The 20,562-nt window shown below is 71.9% G+C and carries 19 protein-coding genes; 10 read left to right on the forward strand and 9 right to left on the reverse strand.

The features are described 5' to 3' along the window. Nucleotides 1-51: 51 nt before the first annotated feature. From HHX35_RS04080 to HHX35_RS04090, 3 genes are all read right to left on the reverse strand, one after another. Nucleotides 52-465: an ester cyclase gene (locus tag HHX35_RS04080; protein ID WP_182897607.1), complete on the reverse strand. Its 414-nt coding sequence runs from the start codon at nt 463-465 to the stop codon at nt 52-54. Nucleotides 466-600: 135 nt separating this feature from the next. Further along, nucleotides 601-2,004, reverse strand: coding sequence for an aldehyde dehydrogenase (NADP(+)) (locus tag HHX35_RS04085; RefSeq protein ID WP_310738886.1), 1,404 nt, complete (start codon nt 2,002-2,004; stop codon nt 601-603). Between the two features lie 13 nt (nt 2,005-2,017). Further along, on the reverse strand, nt 2,018-2,821 hold the full coding sequence (locus HHX35_RS04090) for an NAD(P)-dependent oxidoreductase (RefSeq protein ID WP_182897609.1): 804 nt from the start codon (nt 2,819-2,821) through the stop codon (nt 2,018-2,020). A 476-nt stretch (nt 2,822-3,297) separates the two neighbouring features. On the opposite strand from HHX35_RS04090, the gene HHX35_RS04095 reads away from it, so the two are divergent. The 5 genes from HHX35_RS04095 to HHX35_RS04115 all read left to right on the forward strand — a co-directional run bounded on the left by HHX35_RS04095 (nt 3,298) and on the right by HHX35_RS04115 (nt 11,495). Then, nucleotides 3,298-4,200 carry a 5-dehydro-4-deoxyglucarate dehydratase gene (locus HHX35_RS04095; protein WP_182897610.1) on the forward strand — a complete coding sequence of 301 codons (903 nt, stop codon included), beginning with the start codon at nt 3,298-3,300 and terminating at the stop codon, nt 4,198-4,200. Between the two features lie 8 nt (nt 4,201-4,208). Further along, the gene (locus HHX35_RS04100) at nt 4,209-5,483 is read left to right on the forward strand and encodes a glucarate dehydratase family protein (RefSeq protein WP_182897611.1); all 1,275 of its coding nucleotides are present in this window, start codon (nt 4,209-4,211) and stop codon (nt 5,481-5,483) included. Continuing rightward, complete coding sequence (locus tag HHX35_RS04105; protein ID WP_182897612.1) at nt 5,480-6,601, forward strand: hypothetical protein; 1,122 nt, start codon at nt 5,480-5,482, stop codon at nt 6,599-6,601. The genes HHX35_RS04100 and HHX35_RS04105 overlap by 4 nt, the downstream gene beginning before the upstream one ends. 87 nt (nt 6,602-6,688) lie before the next feature. Continuing rightward, nucleotides 6,689-9,931, forward strand: coding sequence for a BTAD domain-containing putative transcriptional regulator (locus HHX35_RS04110; protein ID WP_182897613.1), 3,243 nt, complete (start codon nt 6,689-6,691; stop codon nt 9,929-9,931). A 31-nt stretch (nt 9,932-9,962) separates the two neighbouring features. Next, the gene (locus HHX35_RS04115; RefSeq protein WP_182897614.1) at nt 9,963-11,495 is read left to right on the forward strand and encodes a DHA2 family efflux MFS transporter permease subunit; all 1,533 of its coding nucleotides are present in this window, start codon (nt 9,963-9,965) and stop codon (nt 11,493-11,495) included. Between the two features lie 7 nt (nt 11,496-11,502). Here HHX35_RS04115 and HHX35_RS04120 read toward each other — a convergent pair whose 3' ends face one another. The 4 genes from HHX35_RS04120 to HHX35_RS04135 form a co-directional block, all read right to left on the reverse strand. Next, on the reverse strand, nt 11,503-12,000 hold the full coding sequence (locus HHX35_RS04120; protein WP_182897615.1) for a DUF402 domain-containing protein: 498 nt from the start codon (nt 11,998-12,000) through the stop codon (nt 11,503-11,505). 49 nt (nt 12,001-12,049) lie between these two features. After that, a complete protein-coding gene (locus HHX35_RS04125) occupies nt 12,050-13,735 on the reverse strand; it encodes a ribonuclease J (protein WP_182897616.1) in 1,686 nt (561 codons plus the stop codon). 101 nt (nt 13,736-13,836) lie between these two features. Further along, entirely contained in the window at nt 13,837-14,751 is a 915-nt protein-coding gene (gene dapA / locus HHX35_RS04130; RefSeq protein WP_182897617.1) for a 4-hydroxy-tetrahydrodipicolinate synthase, read from the reverse strand. A gap of 276 nt (nt 14,752-15,027) precedes the next feature. Further along, nucleotides 15,028-15,240 (reverse strand): hypothetical protein, encoded by a 213-nt coding sequence (locus HHX35_RS04135; protein ID WP_259404700.1) that lies wholly within the window; start codon nt 15,238-15,240, stop codon nt 15,028-15,030. A gap of 221 nt (nt 15,241-15,461) precedes the next feature. Between HHX35_RS04135 and HHX35_RS04140 the strand changes: the two genes are divergently transcribed. The 5 genes from HHX35_RS04140 to HHX35_RS04160 all read left to right on the forward strand — a co-directional run bounded on the left by HHX35_RS04140 (nt 15,462) and on the right by HHX35_RS04160 (nt 18,865). Continuing rightward, nucleotides 15,462-16,199 carry a GntR family transcriptional regulator gene (locus tag HHX35_RS04140; RefSeq protein ID WP_139576095.1) on the forward strand — a complete coding sequence of 246 codons (738 nt, stop codon included), beginning with the start codon at nt 15,462-15,464 and terminating at the stop codon, nt 16,197-16,199. A 52-nt stretch (nt 16,200-16,251) separates the two neighbouring features. Continuing rightward, complete coding sequence (locus HHX35_RS04145; RefSeq protein WP_182897618.1) at nt 16,252-16,914, forward strand: RadC family protein; 663 nt, start codon at nt 16,252-16,254, stop codon at nt 16,912-16,914. 86 nt (nt 16,915-17,000) lie between these two features. Then, entirely contained in the window at nt 17,001-17,507 is a 507-nt protein-coding gene (locus HHX35_RS04150) for a GntR family transcriptional regulator (protein WP_182897619.1), read from the forward strand. A 56-nt stretch (nt 17,508-17,563) separates the two neighbouring features. Further along, nucleotides 17,564-18,043 carry a winged helix-turn-helix domain-containing protein gene (locus HHX35_RS04155; RefSeq protein ID WP_182897620.1) on the forward strand — a complete coding sequence of 160 codons (480 nt, stop codon included), beginning with the start codon at nt 17,564-17,566 and terminating at the stop codon, nt 18,041-18,043. A gap of 171 nt (nt 18,044-18,214) precedes the next feature. Next, the gene (locus HHX35_RS04160; protein ID WP_182897621.1) at nt 18,215-18,865 is read left to right on the forward strand and encodes a DUF2306 domain-containing protein; all 651 of its coding nucleotides are present in this window, start codon (nt 18,215-18,217) and stop codon (nt 18,863-18,865) included. On the opposite strand, the gene HHX35_RS04165 is transcribed toward HHX35_RS04160, so the two are convergent. Further along, a complete protein-coding gene (locus tag HHX35_RS04165) occupies nt 18,855-19,478 on the reverse strand; it encodes a DJ-1/PfpI family protein (protein WP_182897622.1) in 624 nt (207 codons plus the stop codon). The two genes, HHX35_RS04160 and HHX35_RS04165, sit on opposite strands and share 11 nt — an antisense overlap. After that, nucleotides 19,475-20,449, reverse strand: coding sequence for a GlxA family transcriptional regulator (locus tag HHX35_RS04170; protein ID WP_182897623.1), 975 nt, complete (start codon nt 20,447-20,449; stop codon nt 19,475-19,477). The genes HHX35_RS04165 and HHX35_RS04170 overlap by 4 nt, the downstream gene beginning before the upstream one ends. Between the last annotated feature and the right edge of the window lie 113 nt (nt 20,450-20,562).

Here is a 20,562-nt window from a genome sequence, read left to right on the forward strand (position 1 = left end):
CGCGCGGCCCCTCTGGACCCCAGAGGGGCCGCGCGTTCCGTGCGGCACGCCTCAGGCGGGCAGGCGGAGTCCGAGCTGCACGCACAGCTCGAGCTGGTCGTAGAACACCTCGCTGCAGGTGATCAGGCAGCCCTCGATCTCGAATATCCAGCAGCAGCGCACGCTTACCCGACGCCCGGTGGCCTCGACGACCTCGCCCGTGGTGAGCGGGAACGGGCCGGCGTGCGTGCCGATTCCCATGCCGACGGCGGCCACGGCCTCGTCCTTGACGATCTTCTGCCATACCGTGACGCGCGCGTCGGGGAACGCCTGCCAGAGCAGCGTGTGGTACGACGCGACATCCGAGCGGCCCCTCGCGGGTCCGCCGGGCCCCACCGCGACCGGCTGGGCGCAGTAACACCCCATGACCGTGTCCAGATCATGGGCGTTGTACGCGTTGAAATACCGGCCCACCACGTCGACCACCGCGAGACCCCCGATTCCCGCATCCGGAAGTCCAGGCTATCGAGACGCGGTTTTCGTCCTCCTCGTCCGGGTCCGAGCACGGAGGCGCCGCTCCCCCCGAGGGGAGAGCGGCGCGGAAACGTGCGCGGCGGGGCGTCAGGCGCGCAGGCGGCCGTCCACACGTTGCGGCACGCCGAGGGGGTTGTCGTCGCGCAACTCCGGCGGCAGCAGGTCCGCCGGCCAGTCCTGGTACGCCACGGGGGTCGTCCAGCGCCTGATCGAGGCCGCGCCGACGGAGGTGTGCGCCGGGGCCGTGGAGGCGGGCCAGGGGCCGCCGTGGTGCATCGCCCAGCAGACGGCGACACCGGTGGGCCAGCCGTTCCAGATGAGCCGCCCGGCCAGCCGGTTCAGCACCGGCACGAGGTCGCGGGCCTCCTCCGGGCCGGCCGCGTGGACGGTCGCGGTCAGCGACCCGGGCAGCCGGCGCAGCACGGCGGGCAGGTCGGCGGGGTCGCGATAGCGGACGACGATCGCCGACGGGCCGAAGCACTCCTCCCCCAGCTCGGGCAGCCCGTCCGCGAACGCCTCCAGGCCGGCGGCGAAGACCTGCGGGGTGATGCCGTCCACCGCGCTCCCACCGGCCAGCACGGTGAGCCGCTCGGCCAGCCGGCCGGACGCCCGCAGGTAGCCCTCGCGGATCTTGTCGGTCAGCATGGGCCCGCCGCTGGTGGCGGCGACCGCCTCGGCGACGGCCTGCTCGAACCCTCTCTCCGCCGGGACGAACACCAGGCCGGGGTTGGTGCAGAACTGTCCCACGCCCAGCGTCAGCGAGGCCGCGAACCCGGAGGCCACCTCGGCGGGGTCGGCCGAGGGCAGCACGACGACCGGATTGACGCTGCCCAGCTCGCCGTAGAACGGGATGGGGTCGGGCCGCTCGTCGATCAGCTTCTGGATGGCCTTCCCGCCCGCGAGCGAGCCGGTGAAGCCGACCGCCGTGACGAGCGGGTGCTTCACCAGCGGGGCCCCCGCCTCGAACCCGTGCACGAGCCCGAGCAGGTCGGGGTCCGGCAGGGCCTGCCGTACGACGGAGGCGGTCAGGTCGGAGGTGCGGGGATGCCCCTCGTGGGCCTTGACCACGACCGGGCAGCCGGCCGCGAGCGCCGACACCGTGTCGCCGCCCGCGACCGAGAACGCGAAGGGGAAGTTGCTGGCCGCGAAGACGGCCACGACGCCGAGCGGGTGGTTCATCCGGCGCACGTCGGGACACGGCGGAGTGGCGCCGGGGTCGGGGTGGTCGATCACCGCCTCGACCCAGCCGCCGTCCCGCAGGACGTCGGCGAACAGCCGGAACTGCGCGGCCGTACGGGCGATCTCGCCGCGCAGCCGCGCCTCCGGCAGCCGGGTCTCCTCCGCGGCGGCCGGCCACAGCTCCTCGGCGTGCTTGAGCAGGGCGTCGGAGACGCCTTCGAGCACGGTGGCACGCTCGGCCGGGGGCGTCGCCCGCCATGCCTCGCCCGCCGCGGCGGCCCGCTCGACCGCCGCCTGGACGGCATCGTTCACCTGCCCGGTCACCTCATCCCCCCGTCGTAAGGTTCTCGACATCGTAGCGGGGGCCGCAGAACGCCCCGCCGACCAGCGAATGCGGCAGCTCGCCGAGATCGGGCTCGCCGTGCTCGGCGATGAGCTTCTCGGCGTAGGCCTCCGAGTCGTCCTTGGGCTCGTAGCCGATGGCCCGGCCCTCCTCCAGCGACCACCAGCGGCGCGTGTTGGCCGACACGCCCCACACCACGTGGAAGCCGTCGGCCGCCAGCGACGCCTCGGCCAGCCGGGCGCAGTCGTCCGGGGACAGCCAGGTCGACAGCATGCGCACGTCCCTGGGCTGCTCGAAACACGAGCCGATGCGCAGGCACGTCACCTGCATGCCGTAACGGTCGTGGTAGAGCGAGCCGAGCGCCTCCTTGGTCACCTTGCTCACGCCATAGAAGGTGTCGGGGCGCGGGAACAGGTAGTCGGGGGCCTCGCCCGCGCTGCGCGGGAAGAACCCGACCGCGTGGTTGCTGCTGGCCAGCACGACGTGGCGCACTCCGGCCCGCCTCGCGGCCTCCAGCACCACGTAGGTGCCGTGGATGTTGACCTGCAGGATGTCCGCCCACGGCTGTTCGAGGCTGTGGCCGCCCAGGTGCAGCACCGCGTCCACGCCGTCCATCGCCGCGTCCATCGCCTCGGGGTCGGTGATGTCGGCGGTCACCGCCTCCTCGCCCGGCCCCGCCTCCAGCGGGACGACGTCGAGCAGGCGCAGCACGCGCCCCTCCCTGGCCAGCCGGGGTCGCAGCAGGGTGCCGACGCCGCCCGCCGCGCCGGTCATGAGAATTCGCATGTGCCTCCTGTCGGATCGGCCCTGCAACAGAGCGCGGCGCTCCGTGATCGTCCGCGCGACGTGCGGACCGTGTCAATGCCGAACGCCGCCAGTCTCGCAGCATCTCCCAACTGTTCACAAGCACGGGCAAAATTCACATACATGACCCACGGTCTCTTCTTGACGCAAGTGTTGTCAATTTCTACGGTCTTGCTAGCAACTGAACACAATTGCGGAGCCGGTTCAGGAACGTGAACAGGTCGCGTACGTGAACCGGAGGCGGGCGCATGCAGCGTCGTCTACCCGGTCAGCGTCATCCACTCGTCAGCTACGCACCACCGCTCGCGTTCCCGGCCTTCCTGCGGCGGTTCATGCGCGGGCTGACCAGCGGCGCGGTCAAGGCTGACCAGGTTGACTTTCGTCGGATCACCCGGCTAGCTTCGTGGACATATTGAAGAACTTTGTCCATATATATGGACACCCAAGGGAGTGGGCGGATGCAGCTCGACGGCGTTCTCTTCTTTCCGGTCACACCGTTCGGCCCGGACGGTGAGCTGGCCGAGGACGTGCTGGCCAAGCACGTGAGCCGAGGGGTGACCGAGGGCGCGGGCGGGGTGTTCGCCGCCTGCGGCACGGGCGAGTTCAACGCGCTGGGCATCGACGAGTACGCGCGGGTGGTGCGGATCGCCGTCGAGTCGGCGGGTGGGCGGGTTCCCGTCCTGTCCGGCGCCGGAGGCTCGCTCCCGTTCGCCCGCGAGTGCGCGCGCAGGGCCGCCGACGCGGGCGCGGACGGTCTGCTGCTGCTGCCGCCCTACCTGGTCAGCGCGCCCGCCGACGGGCTGGTGCGCTACGTCCGCGAGGTCGCGGCGGCCACCGACCTGCCGATCATCGTCTACCAGCGGGCCAACGCCCGCTTCACGGCCGCCGCCGCGGCGGCGCTGACCGGGATCCCCAACGTCGTCGGGTTCAAGGACGGCCTCGGTGACATCGACGCGATGCAGCGGATCATCCTCGCCGTACGGGAGGCGACCGACCGCGACTTCACCTTCTTCAACGGGCTGCCGACGGCCGAGATGACCGTGCCCGCCTATCGGGGGATCGGCGTGAGCCTGTACTCCTCCGCCGTGTTCTGCTTCCTCCCGGAGGTGGCGCTGGCCTTCCACAAGGCCGTGACCGCCGGGGACGACGACCTCACGCGGCGCCTGCTCGCCGGTTTCTACCGCCCCCTGGTCGAGCTGCGCGACCTGGTGCCCGGCTACGCCGTCTCGCTCGTCAAGGCGGGCGTCGCCCTGCGCGGCCTCGACGTGGGCCCGGTGCGGCCGCCGCTGGTCGACGCGGCTCCCGAGCACGTCGCCCGGCTGGAAAAGCTGATCGCGACCGGACTGGACATCGTCGGATGAGGAGCCGGATGAGGATTCGCGAGATCAACGTCACGCCGGTCGCCTTCCGCGACCCGCCGCTGCTCAACGCCGCAGGCGTCCACGAGCCCTGGGCGCTGCGCACGGTCGTCGAGGTCGTCACCGACGAGGGGCTGACCGGCCTCGGGGAGACCTACGGCGACCTCGACCACCTCGTGCGGGTGCGGGCCGCCGCCGAGGCGCTGATCGGCCACGACGTCTACGGCCACAACGCGATGTACGCCACCGTGGCCGGCCTCGTCGGGGCCGACGTCGTCACCGACCTGCACGGCCTGACCGGCACCTCCTCACGGGCCAAGACCGTCGACCGGATCTTCTCCCCCTTCGAGGTCGCCTGCCTGGACATCCGCGGCAAGGCGGTGGGCCGGCCCGTCGTGGACCTGCTCGGCGGCAGGGTGCGCGACGCCGTGCCGTACAGCGCCTACCTGTTCTACAAGTGGGCGGGTCATCCGGGTGCGCCGGAGGACGGCTTCGGCGCCGCACTCGACCCCGAGGGGGTGGTCGAGCAGGCCCGCCTGCTGATCGGCCGGTACGGCTTCCGCTCGATCAAGCTCAAGGGCGGCGTGTTCCCGCCCGAGCAGGAGGTCGAGGCGATCCGCGCGCTGCGTGAGGCGTTCCCCGAGCATCCGCTGCGCCTCGACCCCAACGCCGTGTGGAGCGTGGAGACCTCGATCCGCGTGGGCCACGAGCTCGACGGCGTGCTGGAATACCTGGAGGACCCGACCGAGGGCATCGAGGGCATGGCGCGGGTCGCCGCCGAGGTGCCGATGCCGCTCGCCACGAACATGTGCGTCGTCACCCCCGAGCACATCCCGTCGGCCGTACGCCAGGGAGCCATCGGCGTGCTGCTCACCGACCACCACTACTGGGGCGGTCTGGTGCGCTCGGCGCACATCGCCACGCTGTGCGAGACCTTCGGCATCGAGCTGTCCATGCACTCCAACTCCCACCTCGGCATCAGCCTCGCCGCGATGACCCATCTGGCCGCCGCCACCCCGGCGGTCACCCACGCCTGCGACACCCACACCCCCTGGCAGGACGGCCAGGACGTGGTCGCCCCATCTTCTGGCGGTAAAGGCGCGCTGCGGTTCGTGGACGGCGCGGTGCCGGTGCCGGACGGCCCGGGGCTCGGGGTGGAACTCGACCGCGACGCCCTCGCAATCATGAACGAGCAGTATGAGAAGTGCGGGGTCCGCTCCCGCGACGACACGACGTACATGAGGTCCGTCGACCCGTCCTTCTCCGCACGGAGGCCACGCTGGTGAACGTCATCTACGCCTACCCCTGGGACATCGCCGGCGACCCCGGCGCCGCCGCGCGCCTCAAGGCGCTCGGCGTCGACGCGGTGGCGCTCGCCGCGTCCTACCACACCACTCGCGCCGCGACCCCCGCCCATCCGGCCCACCGGCTGGTCGAGGCGCGGCACGCGGCCTGCTACGTCCCCGTACGCGAGGAGGCGTGGAAGGGCAACAGGCTGGTGCCCGGCACGCCGTCGTGGATGGACTCGGCCGACCCGTTCGGGGAGGCCAGAGACGCCCTGCGCGCCGCCGGGCTGCCGGTGCGGGCGTGGACCGTGCTGACCCACAACACGCTGCTCGGCTCGGCCAACCCCGACCTGGTCGTCACCAACGCCTTCGGCGAGATCTACCCCTATGCACTGTGCCCGGCGGCGGCCGACGTGCGCGACTACTGCCGCACGCTGGTCCACGAGGTCGTCGAGGTGGGCGACCCCGACGCGCTGATCCTGGAGGCGTGCGGCGCGCTCGGCTTCCGCCACGGCGGCCACCACGAGAAGACCGACGGCGCGGACTGGTCGCCCGTGCAGGTCGCGCTGCTGTCGCTGTGCTTCTGCGCGGCCTGCGTACGCCGCTACGAGGCGGCCGGGCTGGACGTCGCCGAGGTACGCGCGCGGGTGCGGACGGGCGTCGACGGCGCGCCGGGCTCGGTCGAGGACGCGCTCGGCGACCTGGCCGGCGCGATGCGCGACCTGCGCACGGGGCTCGCGGGCGAACTGCGCGACCTGCTGCTGGCCGAGGCCAGGGCGGTGCGGCCGGACCTGAAGATCGCCCTGCACGCCAACGCCGACCCGTGGGCGACCGGCCCGTTCGCGACCGTGCCCGAGGGGGTGGACGTCGACCTGCTCGTCGGCAACTGCTGGAACGCCCCCGAGGTGGACGAGGCCGGGCTGCGCGCCCTGGGCCGGCTCGGCCCCCGCGTGGGCGCGTACGTGCTGGCCCTGCCCCCGCGCCCGGCGGACGGCGCGGCGCTGTCGTTCCTGGCCGAGGCCTACACGGCGGCCGGCGCCGCCGAGATCCACTGGTATCACGGCGGCCTCGCCTCCGCCGCCCGGCTCAAGGCGATCGCGGAGGCGGTCCGCCGCTGACCCGCACCGGTCCGCACCGCGCCGCACAGTGCCGCACAGTGCCGCACAGTGCCGCACAGTGCCGGACGATGCGGGACAATCATGGGCATGCGGTTCGGCATCCTCGGCCCGACGGAGGCTCGGCCCGACGGCGACCGCCCGGTGCCGGTCGGCGGGCCGGGGCTGCGGGCGCTGCTCGGCCTGCTGCTCCTCAACGCGGGGCGGGTGGTCACCACCGACCGCCTGATCGACGGCCTGTACGGCGCCGAGCCTCCCTCCGGGGCGGACAACGCGCTTCAGGCCCAGGTGTCGCGGCTACGCAGGCACCTCGGCGACCTGGTCGTGCGGGAACCGGCGGGCTACCGGCTGGCGGTGGACCCGGACGACGTGGACGCGTCGCGCTTCGAACGGCTGGCGGCCGAGGGGCGGCGGGCGCTCGACGCGGGCGACCCCGCCCGGGCCGCCGGCCTGCTCGGTCAGGCCCTCGCGCTGTGGCGCGGCCCGGCGCTCGCGGACGTGCCCGACGCGCCGTTCGCACCCGCCCAGGCGGCCCGGCTGGAGGAGCTGCGCCTGTCGGCGGCCGAGGACCTCGCCGAGGCGGGCCTGGCCCTGGGACGGCACCGCGACCTGCTCCCTGAGCTGCAGGAACGGATCGCCGCGCACCCGCTGCGGGAGCGCTCGCGTGGGCAGCTCATGCGCGCGCTGTACGCCGCGGGCCGCCCGGCGGAGGCCCTGGCCGCCTACGACGACGCCCGGCGGGTCCTCGCCGAAGAACTGGGCGCCGACCCGTCGGCCGAGCTGTCCGCGATCCACCTCGCGGTGCTGCGCTCCGATCCGGCCCTCACCCCCGCCTCCGCCGCGCCCGGCGGGCGGCCGGTGCCGCTCACCTCTCTCGTGGGCCGCGCCGCCGAGCTGGAGCGCATCGAGGCGCTGCTCGCCGAGGCGCGGCTGGTGACGCTGACCGGTCCGGGCGGCACCGGGAAGACCCGGCTGGCGCTCGAGGCGGCCACCCGGTGGCCCGGCGAGGTCTGCCTCGTGGAACTGGCCCCGCTCACCGACGGCGCCGACGTGCCGCAGGCCGTGCTCGGCGCGCTCGGGCTGCGCGAGACCGCCGTGACCATCCCCACTCCCGGGACCCGGCAGACCACCGCCGATCCCGTCGCCCGTCTGGTGGCGGCCCTGACCCTGCGGCCGGTGCTGCTCGTGCTCGACAACTGCGAGCACGTCGTGGAGGAGGCGGCCCTGCTCGCCGACCGGCTGCTCGCGGCGTGTCCCGCCCTGCGCGTGCTGGCCACCGGCAGGGAGGCGCTCGGCATCACCGGCGAGCGCCTGTGCCCGGTTCCCCCGCTGCGGGTCCCCCCGCCCGGCGACGAGCTCGCGGTCGCAGACGCGCTCGCCTATCCGGCCGTAGGGCTGTTCGTCGAGCGGGCGGCCGCGGTGACGCCCGGCTTCGTCCTCGCGCCCGGCGACGTCGAGCACGTGCTGCGGATCTGCCGGGCGTTGGACGGGCTGCCGCTCGCCGTCGAGCTGGCGGCGGCGCGGCTGCGCTCGCTGCCACTGGCCCGGATCGCCGCCCGTCTCGGAACCGATGACGGTACAGCTGACATGGGACCGGAGGGCGACGCCCCCCGCTTCGCGCTGCTGTCGCGCGGCAGCCGTACGGCGCAGCCGCGCCACCGGACGCTGCGCGCGGTCGTCGAGTGGAGCTGGGACCTGCTCGACGAACCGGAACGCGCGCTCGCGCGGCGCCTGACGGTCTTCGCGGGCGGCGCGACGCTGGAGGCGGCCGAGCGGGTGTGCGGCCTGCCCGACACCGACGGCGTGCTCGCCTCCCTGGTGGACAAGTCACTCGTCGAGGTGGTGGACGACCGCTACCGGATGCTGGAGACGATCCGGGCGTTCTGCGCCGAACGGCTGGCCGAGGCCGGCGAGAGCGAGCCCATGCGCAAGGCCCACCTCGCGTACGTCCTGGACCTGGTCACCACGGCCGACCCGCACCTGCGCGGGCCGGACCAGATCGAGTGGCTGCGCCGGCTGGACGGCGAGCGCGACGACCTTCAGGCCGCGCTGCGCCACGCCGTACGCGCGGGTGATGTGGCGCCGGCGTTGCGGATGCTGTCGGCCATGAGCGGCTACTGGATCCTGCGCGGCCTGCGTGGGGAGGCGGCCCGGTCGGCCGCCGCACTGCTCGGCAGGATCGGCTCCGCGCCGCCCGAGGGGCTGGAGGAGGAGTACATCGTGTGCGCCTGCCTCGTGGGCTGGGGCGGAATGAGCGGCCCCGGCCTGGACGCCCGCGTGGCCGAGGCCGCCCGGCGGACCTACACCCTGCCCATGCCGCCCCGGCAGCCGTTCCTCCTCGTCCTGCACGCCTTGATCAACGGCCCGCCCCCACGGGAGGAGTTCCACGACATGGGCGGCCTGTTCGACGCGCTCAACCGCGACCCGTGGACGCGGACGCTCAGCCGCTTCAGCCTCTCGTACCTGAAAATGTTCGACGGCCGGCTCGCGGAGGCGGAACAGGAGCTCGCCGAAGCGCTCCGAGAGGCCCGTTCCATCGGCGACCTGTGGGTCCTGGTGATCATCCTGTCCGCGGTGGCCGACGTCGCCGACCGGCGGGGAGACCACGAACGGGTCGAGGCGCTGGTGAACGAGGCGCTTGAGCTGGCCGAGCGGCTCGGCGCGACGTCGGACGTCGCGGAGACCCTCTGCCGGCGCGCCTGGGCACGGATGCGCTCCGGACGCGTGGACGCCGCGAAAGACGACTACGACCGCGCCGCCGCGCTGTCCCGCCGCACGGGCGCCCCGGAGGTGCTCGCCGCGGCGCTCCTCGGGCTCGGCGAGCTCGCCAGGCTGGACGGTGATGTGGCCGGGGCCCGGCGCCGGTACGAGGCGGCCCTCGCGGAGTGCACGACCGCGTGGTTCAACATCGAGGAGACGCGCGCGCGCATCTACCTCGCGCTCGGCTGGGCCGCGCAGAATTCCGAGTCGGCCGCCGAGGCGCTGGCGTGGCACCGCCGCGCCCTCACCACCGTGCCCGGCACTCGCCGCAGCTTCGGGATGACCGCCGCGGTCGCGGAGGGAGTCGCCGGCGTCGCGCTGCTGGAGGGGGATCCCGGGCGGTCCGCGTGGCTGCTGGGCGTGGGCGCCGCCCTGCGCGGGGCTCCGGCCGCGGGCGACCCGGACGTCGCCCGGGTCGAGGCGCGCTCGCGAGCCGCCCTTGGCCGCGAGACGTTCAACCGGGCGTACGGCCAGGGCAGGGCGTACGCGCGCGAGCGGATGGCGATCACCGCGGACACGGATGCGGCGGCGCTGACCATCGTCGAAGGGCACCTGTCAGCGCTCGGTGGGTGAGCCGTCAGCGTCCGCAGGCACGCTGACGGCCATGAACGACACCTCCCGCAAGTGGGGCACGCTGGTCATCGCCTGCCTGGCCATGCTCCTGCTGTCTCTCGACCTCACCGTGCTGCACCTCGCGCTGCCGAAGCTCGGCGAGGACCTCGCGCCCTCGGCCACCCAACTGCTGTGGATCGCCGACATCTACGGCTTCGCGCTGGCCGCGTTGCTCGTCACCATGGGCAACCTCGGCGACCGGATCGGGCGCAGGCGGCTGCTGCTCGTCGGCTTGGCCGCCTTCGGCGCGACCTCGGTGCTGACGGCGTACGCGCCGAACGCGCCGCTGCTGATCGCCGCCCGCGCCCTGCTCGGCGTGGCCGGCGCGACGATCATGCCCTCGACGCTGTCGCTGATCCGCAACGTGTTCCCCGACCCGAAGGAGCGGACCACCGCCGTCGGCATCTGGAGCAGCGTGGGTGCGATCGGCTTCGCCCTCGGGCCGATCGTCGGCGGCCTGCTGCTCGGCCACTTCTGGTGGGGCTCGGTCTTCCTGATCAACGTGCCCGTCGTCGTGGCCGTCCTGGCCGCCGGGTTCGTCGTGCTGCCCGAGTCGCGCAACCCCCGTCCCGGACGGCTCGACCTCGTCAGCGTCCCGCTGTCCGCCGTGGGCGTGCTCGGCCTGATCTACGCGATGAAGGAGGCCACGACCGGCGGCGTCGCGCAGGCCCCCGTGATCGTCGCGGCGGTGATCGCGGTCGCCGCGCTGGTCGTGTTCGTCCGCAGGCAGACCCGGCTGCCCGAGCCGCTGATCGACATCGCGCTGTTCCGGCGGCGCGCGTTCGCGGCCACGGTCGGCGCCGAACTGGTCGCGGTCTTCGCGATGCTCGCCATGTCGGTGGTCTTCGCGCAGTACTTCCAGCTCGTCATGGGCTGGTCGCCGCTGACCTCCGGGCTCGCCGGCATGCCGGGCGGCCTCGCCGGGGGTCTCGGCGGCGCGTTGTCAGGAGTGCTGGTGCACCGGATGGGGCGCGGACCGGTCGTCAGCCTCGGGCTGGTGCTGACCGCGATCGGTTTCATCCTGTTCAGCCGGATCGATACCGAGACGCCCTACCTCTACATGCTCGTCGCCATGCTCATCCAGGGCGTCGGCATGGGCTTCACGTTCGCGGTGACCGGCGACACGCTGCTCGCCTCGGTGCCCAAGGAGCGGGCCGGCGCGGCGAGCGCGATCTCGGAGACCGCACACGAGATGGGCGGCGCGCTCGGCATCGCCGTGCTCGGCACCGTGCTGACCAGCGCCTACCGCAACGGCCTGGTGCTTCCGCCCGGCCTGCCCGGCGGCGCGGCGGCCGAGGCCCGCGACACGCTCGCGGGCGCGCTGAAGGCCGCCACCGCGCTCCCGGGCGACGCCGCGGGGGCCGTCGCCCGGGCCGCCCGCCAGGCGTTCGTCGAGGGCATCCACGTCACCGTGCTGACCGGCGCGGCCATCCTGCTCGTGCTCGCGGTCGCCGTGCCGTTCGCGCTGCGGGGAGTGCCCAAGGTGATCCCCGAGACCGCGGACGAGCCGGTCCCGGTCAAGTGACCCCCGGTCATGTGACTTGGGACAGCCAGCGGTCGTGGGCGCCGTCGAAGGGACCGGTACGGCTGCCCACGGCCTTCATCAGCCAGGCGGCCGACCGCTCCGCCTGCCGGATGATCTCCTCCGGGTACGCGTACCGCACCTGGTGCTCGGCGAACTCGTCCTCGTCGTCCAGGATCAGCCGTCCGTCGCGCATCCGGAGCACGTCGAGGTCGAGGTCGACCATCGTGATCCGGGCGTCGCCGCGCACGGGGACCGTCGTGACGTCGCAGTAGATCTCCGCCTTGTGCGGCGGCGCGTTGAACGCCGCCGTCCACCACGCGTCGCGGGGAAACAGGATGACGGACGCGAACTCGAAGACCGTCGAGGGCTCGTGCCCCCGCTGGGCGATCATCCCGGAGGGACAGCCGACCCAGACCCCGTGCTCGTCCTCGCCCAGCACCCTCGCGTGGTGGTGCCAGTGCAGCGATCCGCCGTACTTGCGGTAGACGATCCTCACCTCGGACACGGGCGGGACGCTACGCCACGCCCGTCTCCGAGTACAACGGGATTACCGGCTAGACCTCGACGACCACCGGGATGATCATCGGGCGGCGGCGGTAGGTGTCGCTCACCCAGCGGCCCACCGTACGCCGGATGGTCCGGCGGATCTGCATCTCGTCGGCCACGCCGGACGCGGCGACCTCCTGCAGCGCGGCCTCGATCTGCGGGATGACCGCGTCGAACGCGTCGGGGTCGATGCCCGAGCCGCGGGCGGTGATCTCCGGCCCGCCGGTGAGCTTCCCGGTGGTGGAGTCCACGACGACGACGATGGAGATGAACCCCTCGTCGCCCAGGATGCGCCGGTCCTTGAGCGCCACGTCGGTGATGTCGCCCACCGAGGTGCCGTCGACGAAGACGTACCCGCACGGGACCGCGCCGGTGATCCTCGCCTGGCCGTCGACGAGGTCCACGACCACGCCGTCCTCGGCGATGACGATGTTCTCCTGGGGGACGCCGGTCAGCTCGGCCAGCCGGGCGTGCGCCCGCAGGTGCCGCCACTCCCCGTGCACCGGCATGAAGTTGGACGGCTTGGTGAGGTTGAGCACGTACAGCAGCTCGCCCGCGGCGGCGTGGCCGGAGACGTGCACCCGCGCGTTGCCCTTGTGGACCACGCGCGCGCCCCAGCGGTTGAGGCCGTTGATGACCTTGCTGACCGCCGTCTCGTTGCCCGGCACGAGCGACGAGGCGAGCAGGACGGTGTCGCCCTCGGCGATCCTGATCGGGTGGTCGCGGTTGGCCATGCGCGACAGCGCGGCCATCGGCTCGCCCTGGGAGCCGGTGCAGATCAGCACCACGTCCTCCGGCGGCCACTCCTCGATCTCCCGGGAGTCCACGAGCAGGCCCCCCGGCACCTTCAGGTAGCCGAGTTCGCGTGCCACGCCCATGTTGCGAACCATCGACCTGCCGATGAGCGCGACCTTGCGGCCGTGCTTCTCGGCCGCGTCCATGATCTGCTGGACGCGGTGGATGTGCGAGGCGAAGCTCGCCACGATGATCCGCTTGGACGCGCTGCGGAAGACCTCGTCGATGACCGGCGCGATCTCCCGCTCGCTGGTGACGAAGCCCGGCACCTCCGAGTTGGTGGAGTCGGACATCAGCAGGTCGACGCCCTCGCCCCCGAGCCGGGCGAACGCCCCGAGGTCGGTCAGCCGCCCGTCCAGCGGAAGCTGGTCCATCTTGAAGTCGCCGGTGTGCAGGACGAGGCCCGCAGGGGTGCGGACCGCCACGGCCAGCGCGTCGGGGATCGAGTGGTTGACCGAGACGAACTCGCACTCGAACGGCCCGAACGAGCGCCGCTCGCCCTCGATCACCTCGACCTTGACCGGCTGCATCCGGTGCTCGCTGAGCTTGCTCTCGATGAGCCCGAGCGTCAGCCGCGAGCCGACGACCGGGATGTCGCGCCGCTCCCGCAGCAGGTACGGCACCGCGCCGATGTGGTCCTCGTGCGCGTGCGTGAGCACGAGCGCCTCGATGTCGTCGAGCCGCCCCCGTATGTAGTCGAAGTCGGGCAGGATGAGATCGACGCCCGGCTGGTCGGGCTCGGGGAACAGCACGCCGCAGTCCACCACGAGCAGACGGCCGTCGTACTCGAAGACCGCCATGTTGCGGCCGATCTCACCGAGACCGCCCAGCGCGACGATGCGCAGGCCGTTTTCCGGCAGCGGCGGAGGCGGCCCGAGTTCGGGATGCGGATGACTCATTCCGCGCCCTCCGCCCCGCGCCCGGCGCCGTACGCGCTCACGCGCGGTTCCCTGTTTTCACTTCTTCTGGTCAAGTCGCTCATTCGGCTCCATCTGTTGATCTAATCCACAAGCTTGAGGCCCCCCGTGATGAGGTCCTCCCGAAGCGCTGTGATCTGCTCCTCCGTGGCGTCCACGAGCGGCGGGCGGACGTACCCGGCGTCCTGACCCACCAGCTTCAGCGCCGCCTTGACCATGATCGCGCCCTGGGTGCGTGTCATGATCGCCGAGACCACCGGGAGGAGCTGACGGTGGACGGCCAGTGCGTTCTCGACATCACCGGACCGGTAGGAATCGACCATCGAGGCCAGCTCGGCGCCCACCACGTGGCCCACCACGCTGACGTATCCCGCCGCGCCGACCGAGAGCCACGGCAGGTTCAGCAGGTCGTCGCCGGAGTAGAAGACGAGGTCGGTGGAGGCCATCACCTGCGAGCCCGCGAACAGGTCGCCCTTGGCGTCCTTGACGGCGGCGATGCGCGGGTGCTCGGCCAGCCGGAACAGGGTCTCGATCGTGATGGGCACCCCGGCGCGGCCGGGAATGTCGTACAGCATCACCGGAAGGCCGGTCGCGTCCGCGACGGCCGTGAAGTGCCGGAGCAGGCCCTCCTGCGGCGGTTTGTTGTAGTACGGCGTCACCACCAGGAGACCGTGCGCACCCGCGCGCTCCGCGGCCTTGGCCAGCTCGACGCTGTGCCGCGTGTCGTTCGTACCGGCGCCGGCCACGACGGCGGCCCGGTCGCCCACGGCCTCGACGACCGCACGGAGGATCCGGTCCTTCTCCTCGTCGGAGGTGGTGGGGGACTCCCCCGTGGTGCCGCTGACGACCAGGCCGTCGTTGCGCTGCTCGTCCACGAGATAGGCGGCGAGCCGCTGGACGCCCTCGTAGTCGACGGCGCCGTCAGAGGTGAACGGCGTGACCATCGCGGTCAGCGTGCGGCCGAATGGGGCGTCGGAGGTTCCAGTAGGCGATGCCATAGACCGAACGGTACCCGGATCCGCAGGAGTGATGGACCTCGCCACCCCGTTATGTCCAGTACCGCCCCGCGGACGCCGCAGGCAGCGGAAGAGGCCGCCGATATGTGCTCGGGGGTACACACATCAGCGACCTCTAACCGGGAATCGCCGCGCCTTACGCGGACGTTACACATCGCTGACGAATTTTTTCCGGAAGGCCGCGAACAGCGGCTTCTGCACCCCTGGGGTGCCTTCGGGGGCCGGCGGCAGAGCCTCGGCGGGAAACGCCGGGGCGGATCAGTGGACCTCCCCCGAGAGGAGCCTCACCCACAGCTCCTCCATCCGCGTGGCGACGAGCCGCTCGGTCTCGCGGATCTCCACCTTCTTGCCCCGCGTCGTCCGCCGGATGAACAACAGCCCGCCCGCCGCGCACAGCTCGTAGATCGTCGCCTTGCACTCACACGTGTGGCGGCGCACCCGCACGCGATCGCTCCGATTGGTGGGATTCATCCAGCTGATCTTCTTATGCCCGTCCCTGGGAGGGCTGGCATGGATGCCGTGATAGGGCGGCGGGAGGGGAATATCAGCACCTGGCCGCTTAGCGGCACAATCACCCATTAGCAGCCCTTTCACCAGGCAAAGTTGGAGTCACAGGCCATCTCCGTCACTCTCGGTCGCCCGGCGAATACGCCAAGATTTGGAGGACCCGTCACCCCCTCAGGGATGGATTGATGGCAAACTCTGATCCGGTCTACCTGCGCGTAGTCGAGGACATTCGCCGCCAGATCGTCGACGGCACGCTCCCCCCGGGCGCACCGATCCCCTCGCGGCACCAGATCACCCGGAAGTACAGCGTCGGTGAGACGGCCGCCCGCCACGCGCTGCGCGTGCTCGCCCAGGAGGGCCTCATCATCGGCCGCGTGGGCTCCGGGCACCGGGTGCGGGAGAAACCGATCCTGCTCCCGCTCCACCGCAGCCGCCTCCCCGAACCGCACGCCGCCTTCGCCAACGACATGCAGGCGGGCGGACGACAACCCAGCTGGAGCTGGCGCAGCGAGCTCGCCGACGCCCCTCCCGACATCGCCCACCGGTTGCGCGTCGGGGAGTGCAGCCCCGTGATCAGGACCCGCTACGTCTTCCGCGGGGACGGCCGCCCGGTGCAGTTGCTCACCTCGTACGAACCGGTCGAGCCAGGCCAGAGCCAGGCGCCCGAGGAGGGCACGTACGAACGCAGGAGCGCGGCCTTCCGGCTCGTGGCGAGCGGCCTGCCGCTCACCGAGATCAGCGAGACCGTGCTCATCCGCGTGCCCCAGCCGACCGAGAGCGACCTGCTCGAGCTGCCCGCCGGCGTCCAGGTGCTCCAGATCGAGCGCACGTACTGGGCCGGGGAGCGTCCGGTGGAGACCAGCGACGCCGTGGTGCCCGGCGACAGATTCCGCCTGGTCTACGGCATTCCCAGTCCCCTCTGACTGTCGGTGCCCACTGGTACAACCGATCCGGATCCCCCATCCGGAGGTGCCGATGCGCGTCAAGGACATGCCCCTGGCCGACCAGCCGCGTGAGCGGCTGCTGGCGTCGGGAGCCGCCGCGCTCGCCGACAGGGAGTTGCTCGCCCTGCTGCTCGGCTCGGGCAGCAGGGGCGTGAGCGCCGTCGAGCTCGCCTCCCAGCTCATCGCCCACTGCGGCGACCTCGGCGAGCTGGCCCGCTCCGAGGCACATCGGCTGCTCGCCGTCCCTGGCGTGGGTCCCGCCAAGGCCGCCCGCGTGGCGGCCGCGTTCCATCTCGTACGGCGGGCCCAGGCGGAGCCGGAGCGAAGCCGGATCACCTGCTCGGCCGACATCGCTTCGGCTGCCGCTCCCCTGCTGCACGGACAGCCGCGCGAGCGGCTCGTCGTGGTCGTGTGCGACGGCCGCGGCGCCGTGCTGCGCCGGACCGTGGTCACCGAGGGCGGCAGCGACCACACCCCCGCGCCCGTCCGCGACATCGTCACGACCGTCCTCCTCTCCGGCGGGGCCGCCTTCGGCCTCGCCCACAACCACCCGAGCGGATCGCTCGACCCCAGCCCCGCCGACGTCGAGGTCACGGCCCGCCTCCACGAGGCCGCCGACACCGTCGGCCTCCGCTTCCTCGACCACGTGATCGTCACCGACACCGCCTGGCGCCGAGTGCCCCACGATGAGTAGCAGGATCGTCACTATAAGTCCTACCGTTACCGCCGGTCTACAGCACGTATCTGCCAGGGCCTTAAGATGTTGCATTTTGTGCGACGATGTCTGGTTCGGTCTATGGTTTGATCGTGCTCGACCGAGATGGACCCGTACCTGTCTACAAGCAGATCGCCGAGATCCTTCGAGAACGCATCGACAGCGGCGAGCTGGCCCCGGGCAATCCCATGCCGAGCGAGGCGCAACTCGAGGCCGAGTACGGTATAGCGAGGACGACGGCACGCCGGGTCGCTCGGGAGCTACGCGAGCAAGGTCTCGTCTACACGGTTCAGGGCGAGGGCACCTTCGTCGGCGATCAGGCCACTCCGCGTGCGCGCCGCAAGAAACCCCTCTACCAGGAGATCGCCGAAGAGGTCGCGCAGCGCATCCGACGGCAGGAATTCACGCCGAATCGCGCCATCCCCAGCGAGAAGGCGCTCATGAAGCAGTACGGCGTGGCCAAGGTGACCGTGCGACTGGCCGTCGGATTCCTCCGGGACCAGGGCTACGTCTTCACCGTCCCTCATCGCGGCACTTATGTGTCATCTCCGGATGACTGGCCAAAGGACTGACCATGCGATTCGAGAAGAGGCGTCCGATCGGGGCGGCCGACTCCTAACGTGGTGGTGTGCTTGACCACGACGGCGACACGCATCTCTACCTTCAGGTGACCGAGATCCTGCGTCGGCGGATCGAAGACCTCCCACCCGGCTCCCCGGTCCCCAGCGAGGCGGCCATTCAGCGCGAGTTCGGCGTGGCGCGAACCACCGCACGCCGGGCTCTGCGGGTACTTCGGAATGACGGTCTCGTATACACGGTCCCCGGCCAGGGAACGTTTGCCGGCGCTTCCGATGCAAGGGCCGCAGCGCCTCGCTCGAACCCTGCTTACCGGCAGATCGCTCAGGAAATCGTCGAGCGAATACGACAGGGAAGTTTGGCACCCCGCCGTTCGGTGCCGAGCGAGACGAGCTTGGTGCATCGATATGGCGTAGCCCGCGAAGCCGTGCGTCGAGCCATAGCCGTACTTCGCGAGGAAGGCTGGGTCTACACCGTTCCCCAACGCGGCTCCTACGTGTCTCCCCCGGAGAACCGGCCGACCGAAGACTGATCACGCCCCGCGTAGGCGGGAGCGCTTCGCGCCGGAGTGCTTCGCGCCGAATGAGGAGCCGCCGTCGAGTTCGTCCACCGCAAGGCGACAGAGTCCGTACGCCGACTTTCGTACGCGAGCGGCCATCCGGGGGCGGATGCCAGATCAGCCTGTGATTGCCAGGCTGCGGTCATGCGGAGACGTACGGCTTGGCTGCTGTTGATCGTGGCGGTTGTCGCCACCTCGGTGCTCGTCTATCCCTACCTGGGCCTTGACGCAGACGACAGCCGCCTCGATGTGCGTGACAGCCTGCACTACTACGTTCTGGTCGGTCATATCTGGACCGCCGCGGTGGCGCTCGTACTCGGCTCCCTGCAGTTCATGCCCGCGGTGCGGGCGCGCGGGCGGATCCACCGGACCCTCGGCCGGGTCTATCTCCTCGCCGGGGTGCTGCCGTCCGCGGCGGCCACGATCCCGGTCGCGCTGTGGTCGGGCCGACTCATGACGCAGATCGGCCTCACGACCGCGGCCGTCCTGTGGCTGATCACCGGTGGCCTCGCGTATCGGGCCGCCCGCCGGCGCGACTTCGACAGTCACCGCGACTGGATGATGCGCAACTACGCCCTGACGTTCCTCGCCGTCACCGCGCGCGTCCTCGTGCCCCTGCTCCTGCTGGTCCAGATCCCCTTCCGCGGAGCCGACCCGGGATCGATGGGAGAGCTCGCGACCTCGGTGATCCCGATCGGCCAGACGCTGGGCTGGATCGTCAACCTGGTCGTGGTCGAGACCATCATCAGGAGGCGCCTGTCCGAAGCCCGCCGGATGGAACGGCTCAGCCGATGAGGGCCATCGCCTTGTCGCTCAGGCCCGCCGGAGCGGTCTTCGGGTTGCCGGCGGCGAAGGGCGGCCGCGGGTCGTACTCGATCGCGAGCTGCACGGCCTGCGCCGTCTCCTCGTCGCGCATCTCGGCCAGCAGGGTCAGGGCCATGTCGATGCCGGAGGACACACCCGCCGCCGTCACGACCTTGCCGTCGATCACCACGCGTTCGCTGACCGGCTCGGCGCCGAATCCGGCGAGCTGGTCGAGCCATCCCCAGTGGGTCGTCGCCCTGCGGCCCTTCAGCAGCCCAGCCGCGCCCAGCAGGAACGAGCCGCTGCACACCGAGGTCGTCCACCGGGTGCCCTCGTGGGCCCGCGCGATCCAGCCGAGCAGCTCCGTGTCGGACAGCGCCTCGATCGTCCCGGGTCCTCCCGGCACGACGACCACGTCCGGCGCGGGCAGGTCGCCGTACGACGCGGTGGCCGCGAGACTCAGGCTCCCCCGGTCGTCGAGCACGGGCCCGGGCTCGGCCGCGACGAACGTGACCGTGCAGCCCGGCGCGAAGGCGAGCACCGTGTAAGGCCCGACGGCGTCGAGCGCGGTGAACCGGGGATAGAGGGGGATCGCGATGTTCATGATCTGCTGCCTTCCTTCGATCGGAACCGGCGGCGGTAGTCGCCTGGTGAGACACGCCAATGGCGGCGGAAGACCCGATAGAGGGTCTCGGGAACGCCGAGCCCCGACTCCCTGGCCACCCGGTCCAGGGGATGGCCGGTGGTCTCCAGCAGCCGCCGGGCGGCGTCGGCCCTGCTGCGTTCGACATACCTGCCGGGTGAGACCCCGGTCTGCTCGGTGAAGACGCGGGAGAAGTGCCGCTCGCTCATCCCGGCCCTCCGGGCCAGCGCGGGCACGCTCAGGTCCTCGGCCGGGTTGGCGTCGATGAACGCCTGGATCTCGCGCAGCGGCTCGGCGCGCGGGACGGCGGCCCGCATGGGGGCGCTGAACTGGCTCTGCCCGCCCGGGCGGTGCAGGTACACCACGAGTCCGCGAGCGACGTTGCGGGCGAGCGTGTGGCCGTGGTCGTCGGCCACGAGCGCCAGGGCGAGATCCACTCCCGAGCTGACCCCGGCCGAAGTCCAGACGTTCCCGTCGCGGATGTAGATGGGATCGGCGTCCACCTCGACGTCCGGGTAGCGGTCGGCCATCTCCCCCGCGACCAGCCAGTGGGTGGTCGCGCGCCTGCCGCCGAGCAGCCCGGCCTCCGCGAGGAGGAAGCTCCCGTTGCAGACGGAGGCGACGCGCCGGGCCTCCGCCGCCAGCCGGGCGATGCCCATGACCAGTTCCTGGTCGCCCAGGTGCTCCGGCACGGATAGCCCGCCCACGACCAGTAGCGTCTCGATCGGCCCCTCGACCTCGCCCAGCGCGGTCTCCGCGAGGGTCACGATCCCGTTCTGCGCAGGCACGGCTCCGGCGCGCACGGCCGCCACCTCGACCCGGTAGCCGGGCTCCGGAGCGAACAGTCCCGCCGTGGCGAAGACGTCGGCCGGACCGGCGAGGTCGAACATCTGGAAGCCATCGAAGACCACGATGACCACGCGTCGCTGCATGCCCCAATGCTTCCGAGCAGGGCTTCATGGCGTCAATGACACGGATATTGCACATTACGCCACAGGGCGCCACGAGGCCGCGATCACGGCACGGCCCGCCCCGAGTTCGCGCC

Source organism: Microbispora sp. H10830 (assembly GCF_014161375.1).
Taxonomy (GTDB): Bacteria; Actinomycetota; Actinomycetes; order Streptosporangiales; family Streptosporangiaceae; genus Microbispora; species Microbispora catharanthi.

What these genes read in the sequence shown, in the direction of transcription:
- HHX35_RS04090 (WP_182897609.1), bottom strand. Translation starts at nt 2,821, where the DNA reads ATGCGAATTCTCATGACCGGCGCGGCGGGCGGCGTCGGCACCCTGCTG.
- HHX35_RS04095 (WP_182897610.1), top strand. Translation starts at nt 3,298, where the DNA reads ATGCAGCTCGACGGCGTTCTCTTCTTTCCGGTCACACCGTTCGGCCCG.
- HHX35_RS04100 (WP_182897611.1), top strand. Translation starts at nt 4,209, where the DNA reads ATGAGGATTCGCGAGATCAACGTCACGCCGGTCGCCTTCCGCGACCCG.
- HHX35_RS04110 (WP_182897613.1), top strand. Translation starts at nt 6,689, where the DNA reads ATGCGGTTCGGCATCCTCGGCCCGACGGAGGCTCGGCCCGACGGCGAC.
- HHX35_RS04115 (WP_182897614.1), top strand. Translation starts at nt 9,963, where the DNA reads ATGAACGACACCTCCCGCAAGTGGGGCACGCTGGTCATCGCCTGCCTG.
- HHX35_RS04125 (WP_182897616.1), bottom strand. Translation starts at nt 13,735, where the DNA reads ATGAGTCATCCGCATCCCGAACTCGGGCCGCCTCCGCCGCTGCCGGAA.
- dapA (WP_182897617.1), bottom strand. Translation starts at nt 14,751, where the DNA reads ATGGCATCGCCTACTGGAACCTCCGACGCCCCATTCGGCCGCACGCTG.
- HHX35_RS04135 (WP_259404700.1), bottom strand. Translation starts at nt 15,240, where the DNA reads ATGAATCCCACCAATCGGAGCGATCGCGTGCGGGTGCGCCGCCACACG.
- HHX35_RS04140 (WP_139576095.1), top strand. Translation starts at nt 15,462, where the DNA reads ATGGCAAACTCTGATCCGGTCTACCTGCGCGTAGTCGAGGACATTCGC.
- HHX35_RS04145 (WP_182897618.1), top strand. Translation starts at nt 16,252, where the DNA reads ATGCGCGTCAAGGACATGCCCCTGGCCGACCAGCCGCGTGAGCGGCTG.
- HHX35_RS04150 (WP_182897619.1), top strand. Translation starts at nt 17,001, where the DNA reads ATGTCTGGTTCGGTCTATGGTTTGATCGTGCTCGACCGAGATGGACCC.
- HHX35_RS04160 (WP_182897621.1), top strand. Translation starts at nt 18,215, where the DNA reads ATGCGGAGACGTACGGCTTGGCTGCTGTTGATCGTGGCGGTTGTCGCC.
- HHX35_RS04165 (WP_182897622.1), bottom strand. Translation starts at nt 19,478, where the DNA reads ATGAACATCGCGATCCCCCTCTATCCCCGGTTCACCGCGCTCGACGCC.
- HHX35_RS04170 (WP_182897623.1), bottom strand. Translation starts at nt 20,449, where the DNA reads ATGCAGCGACGCGTGGTCATCGTGGTCTTCGATGGCTTCCAGATGTTC.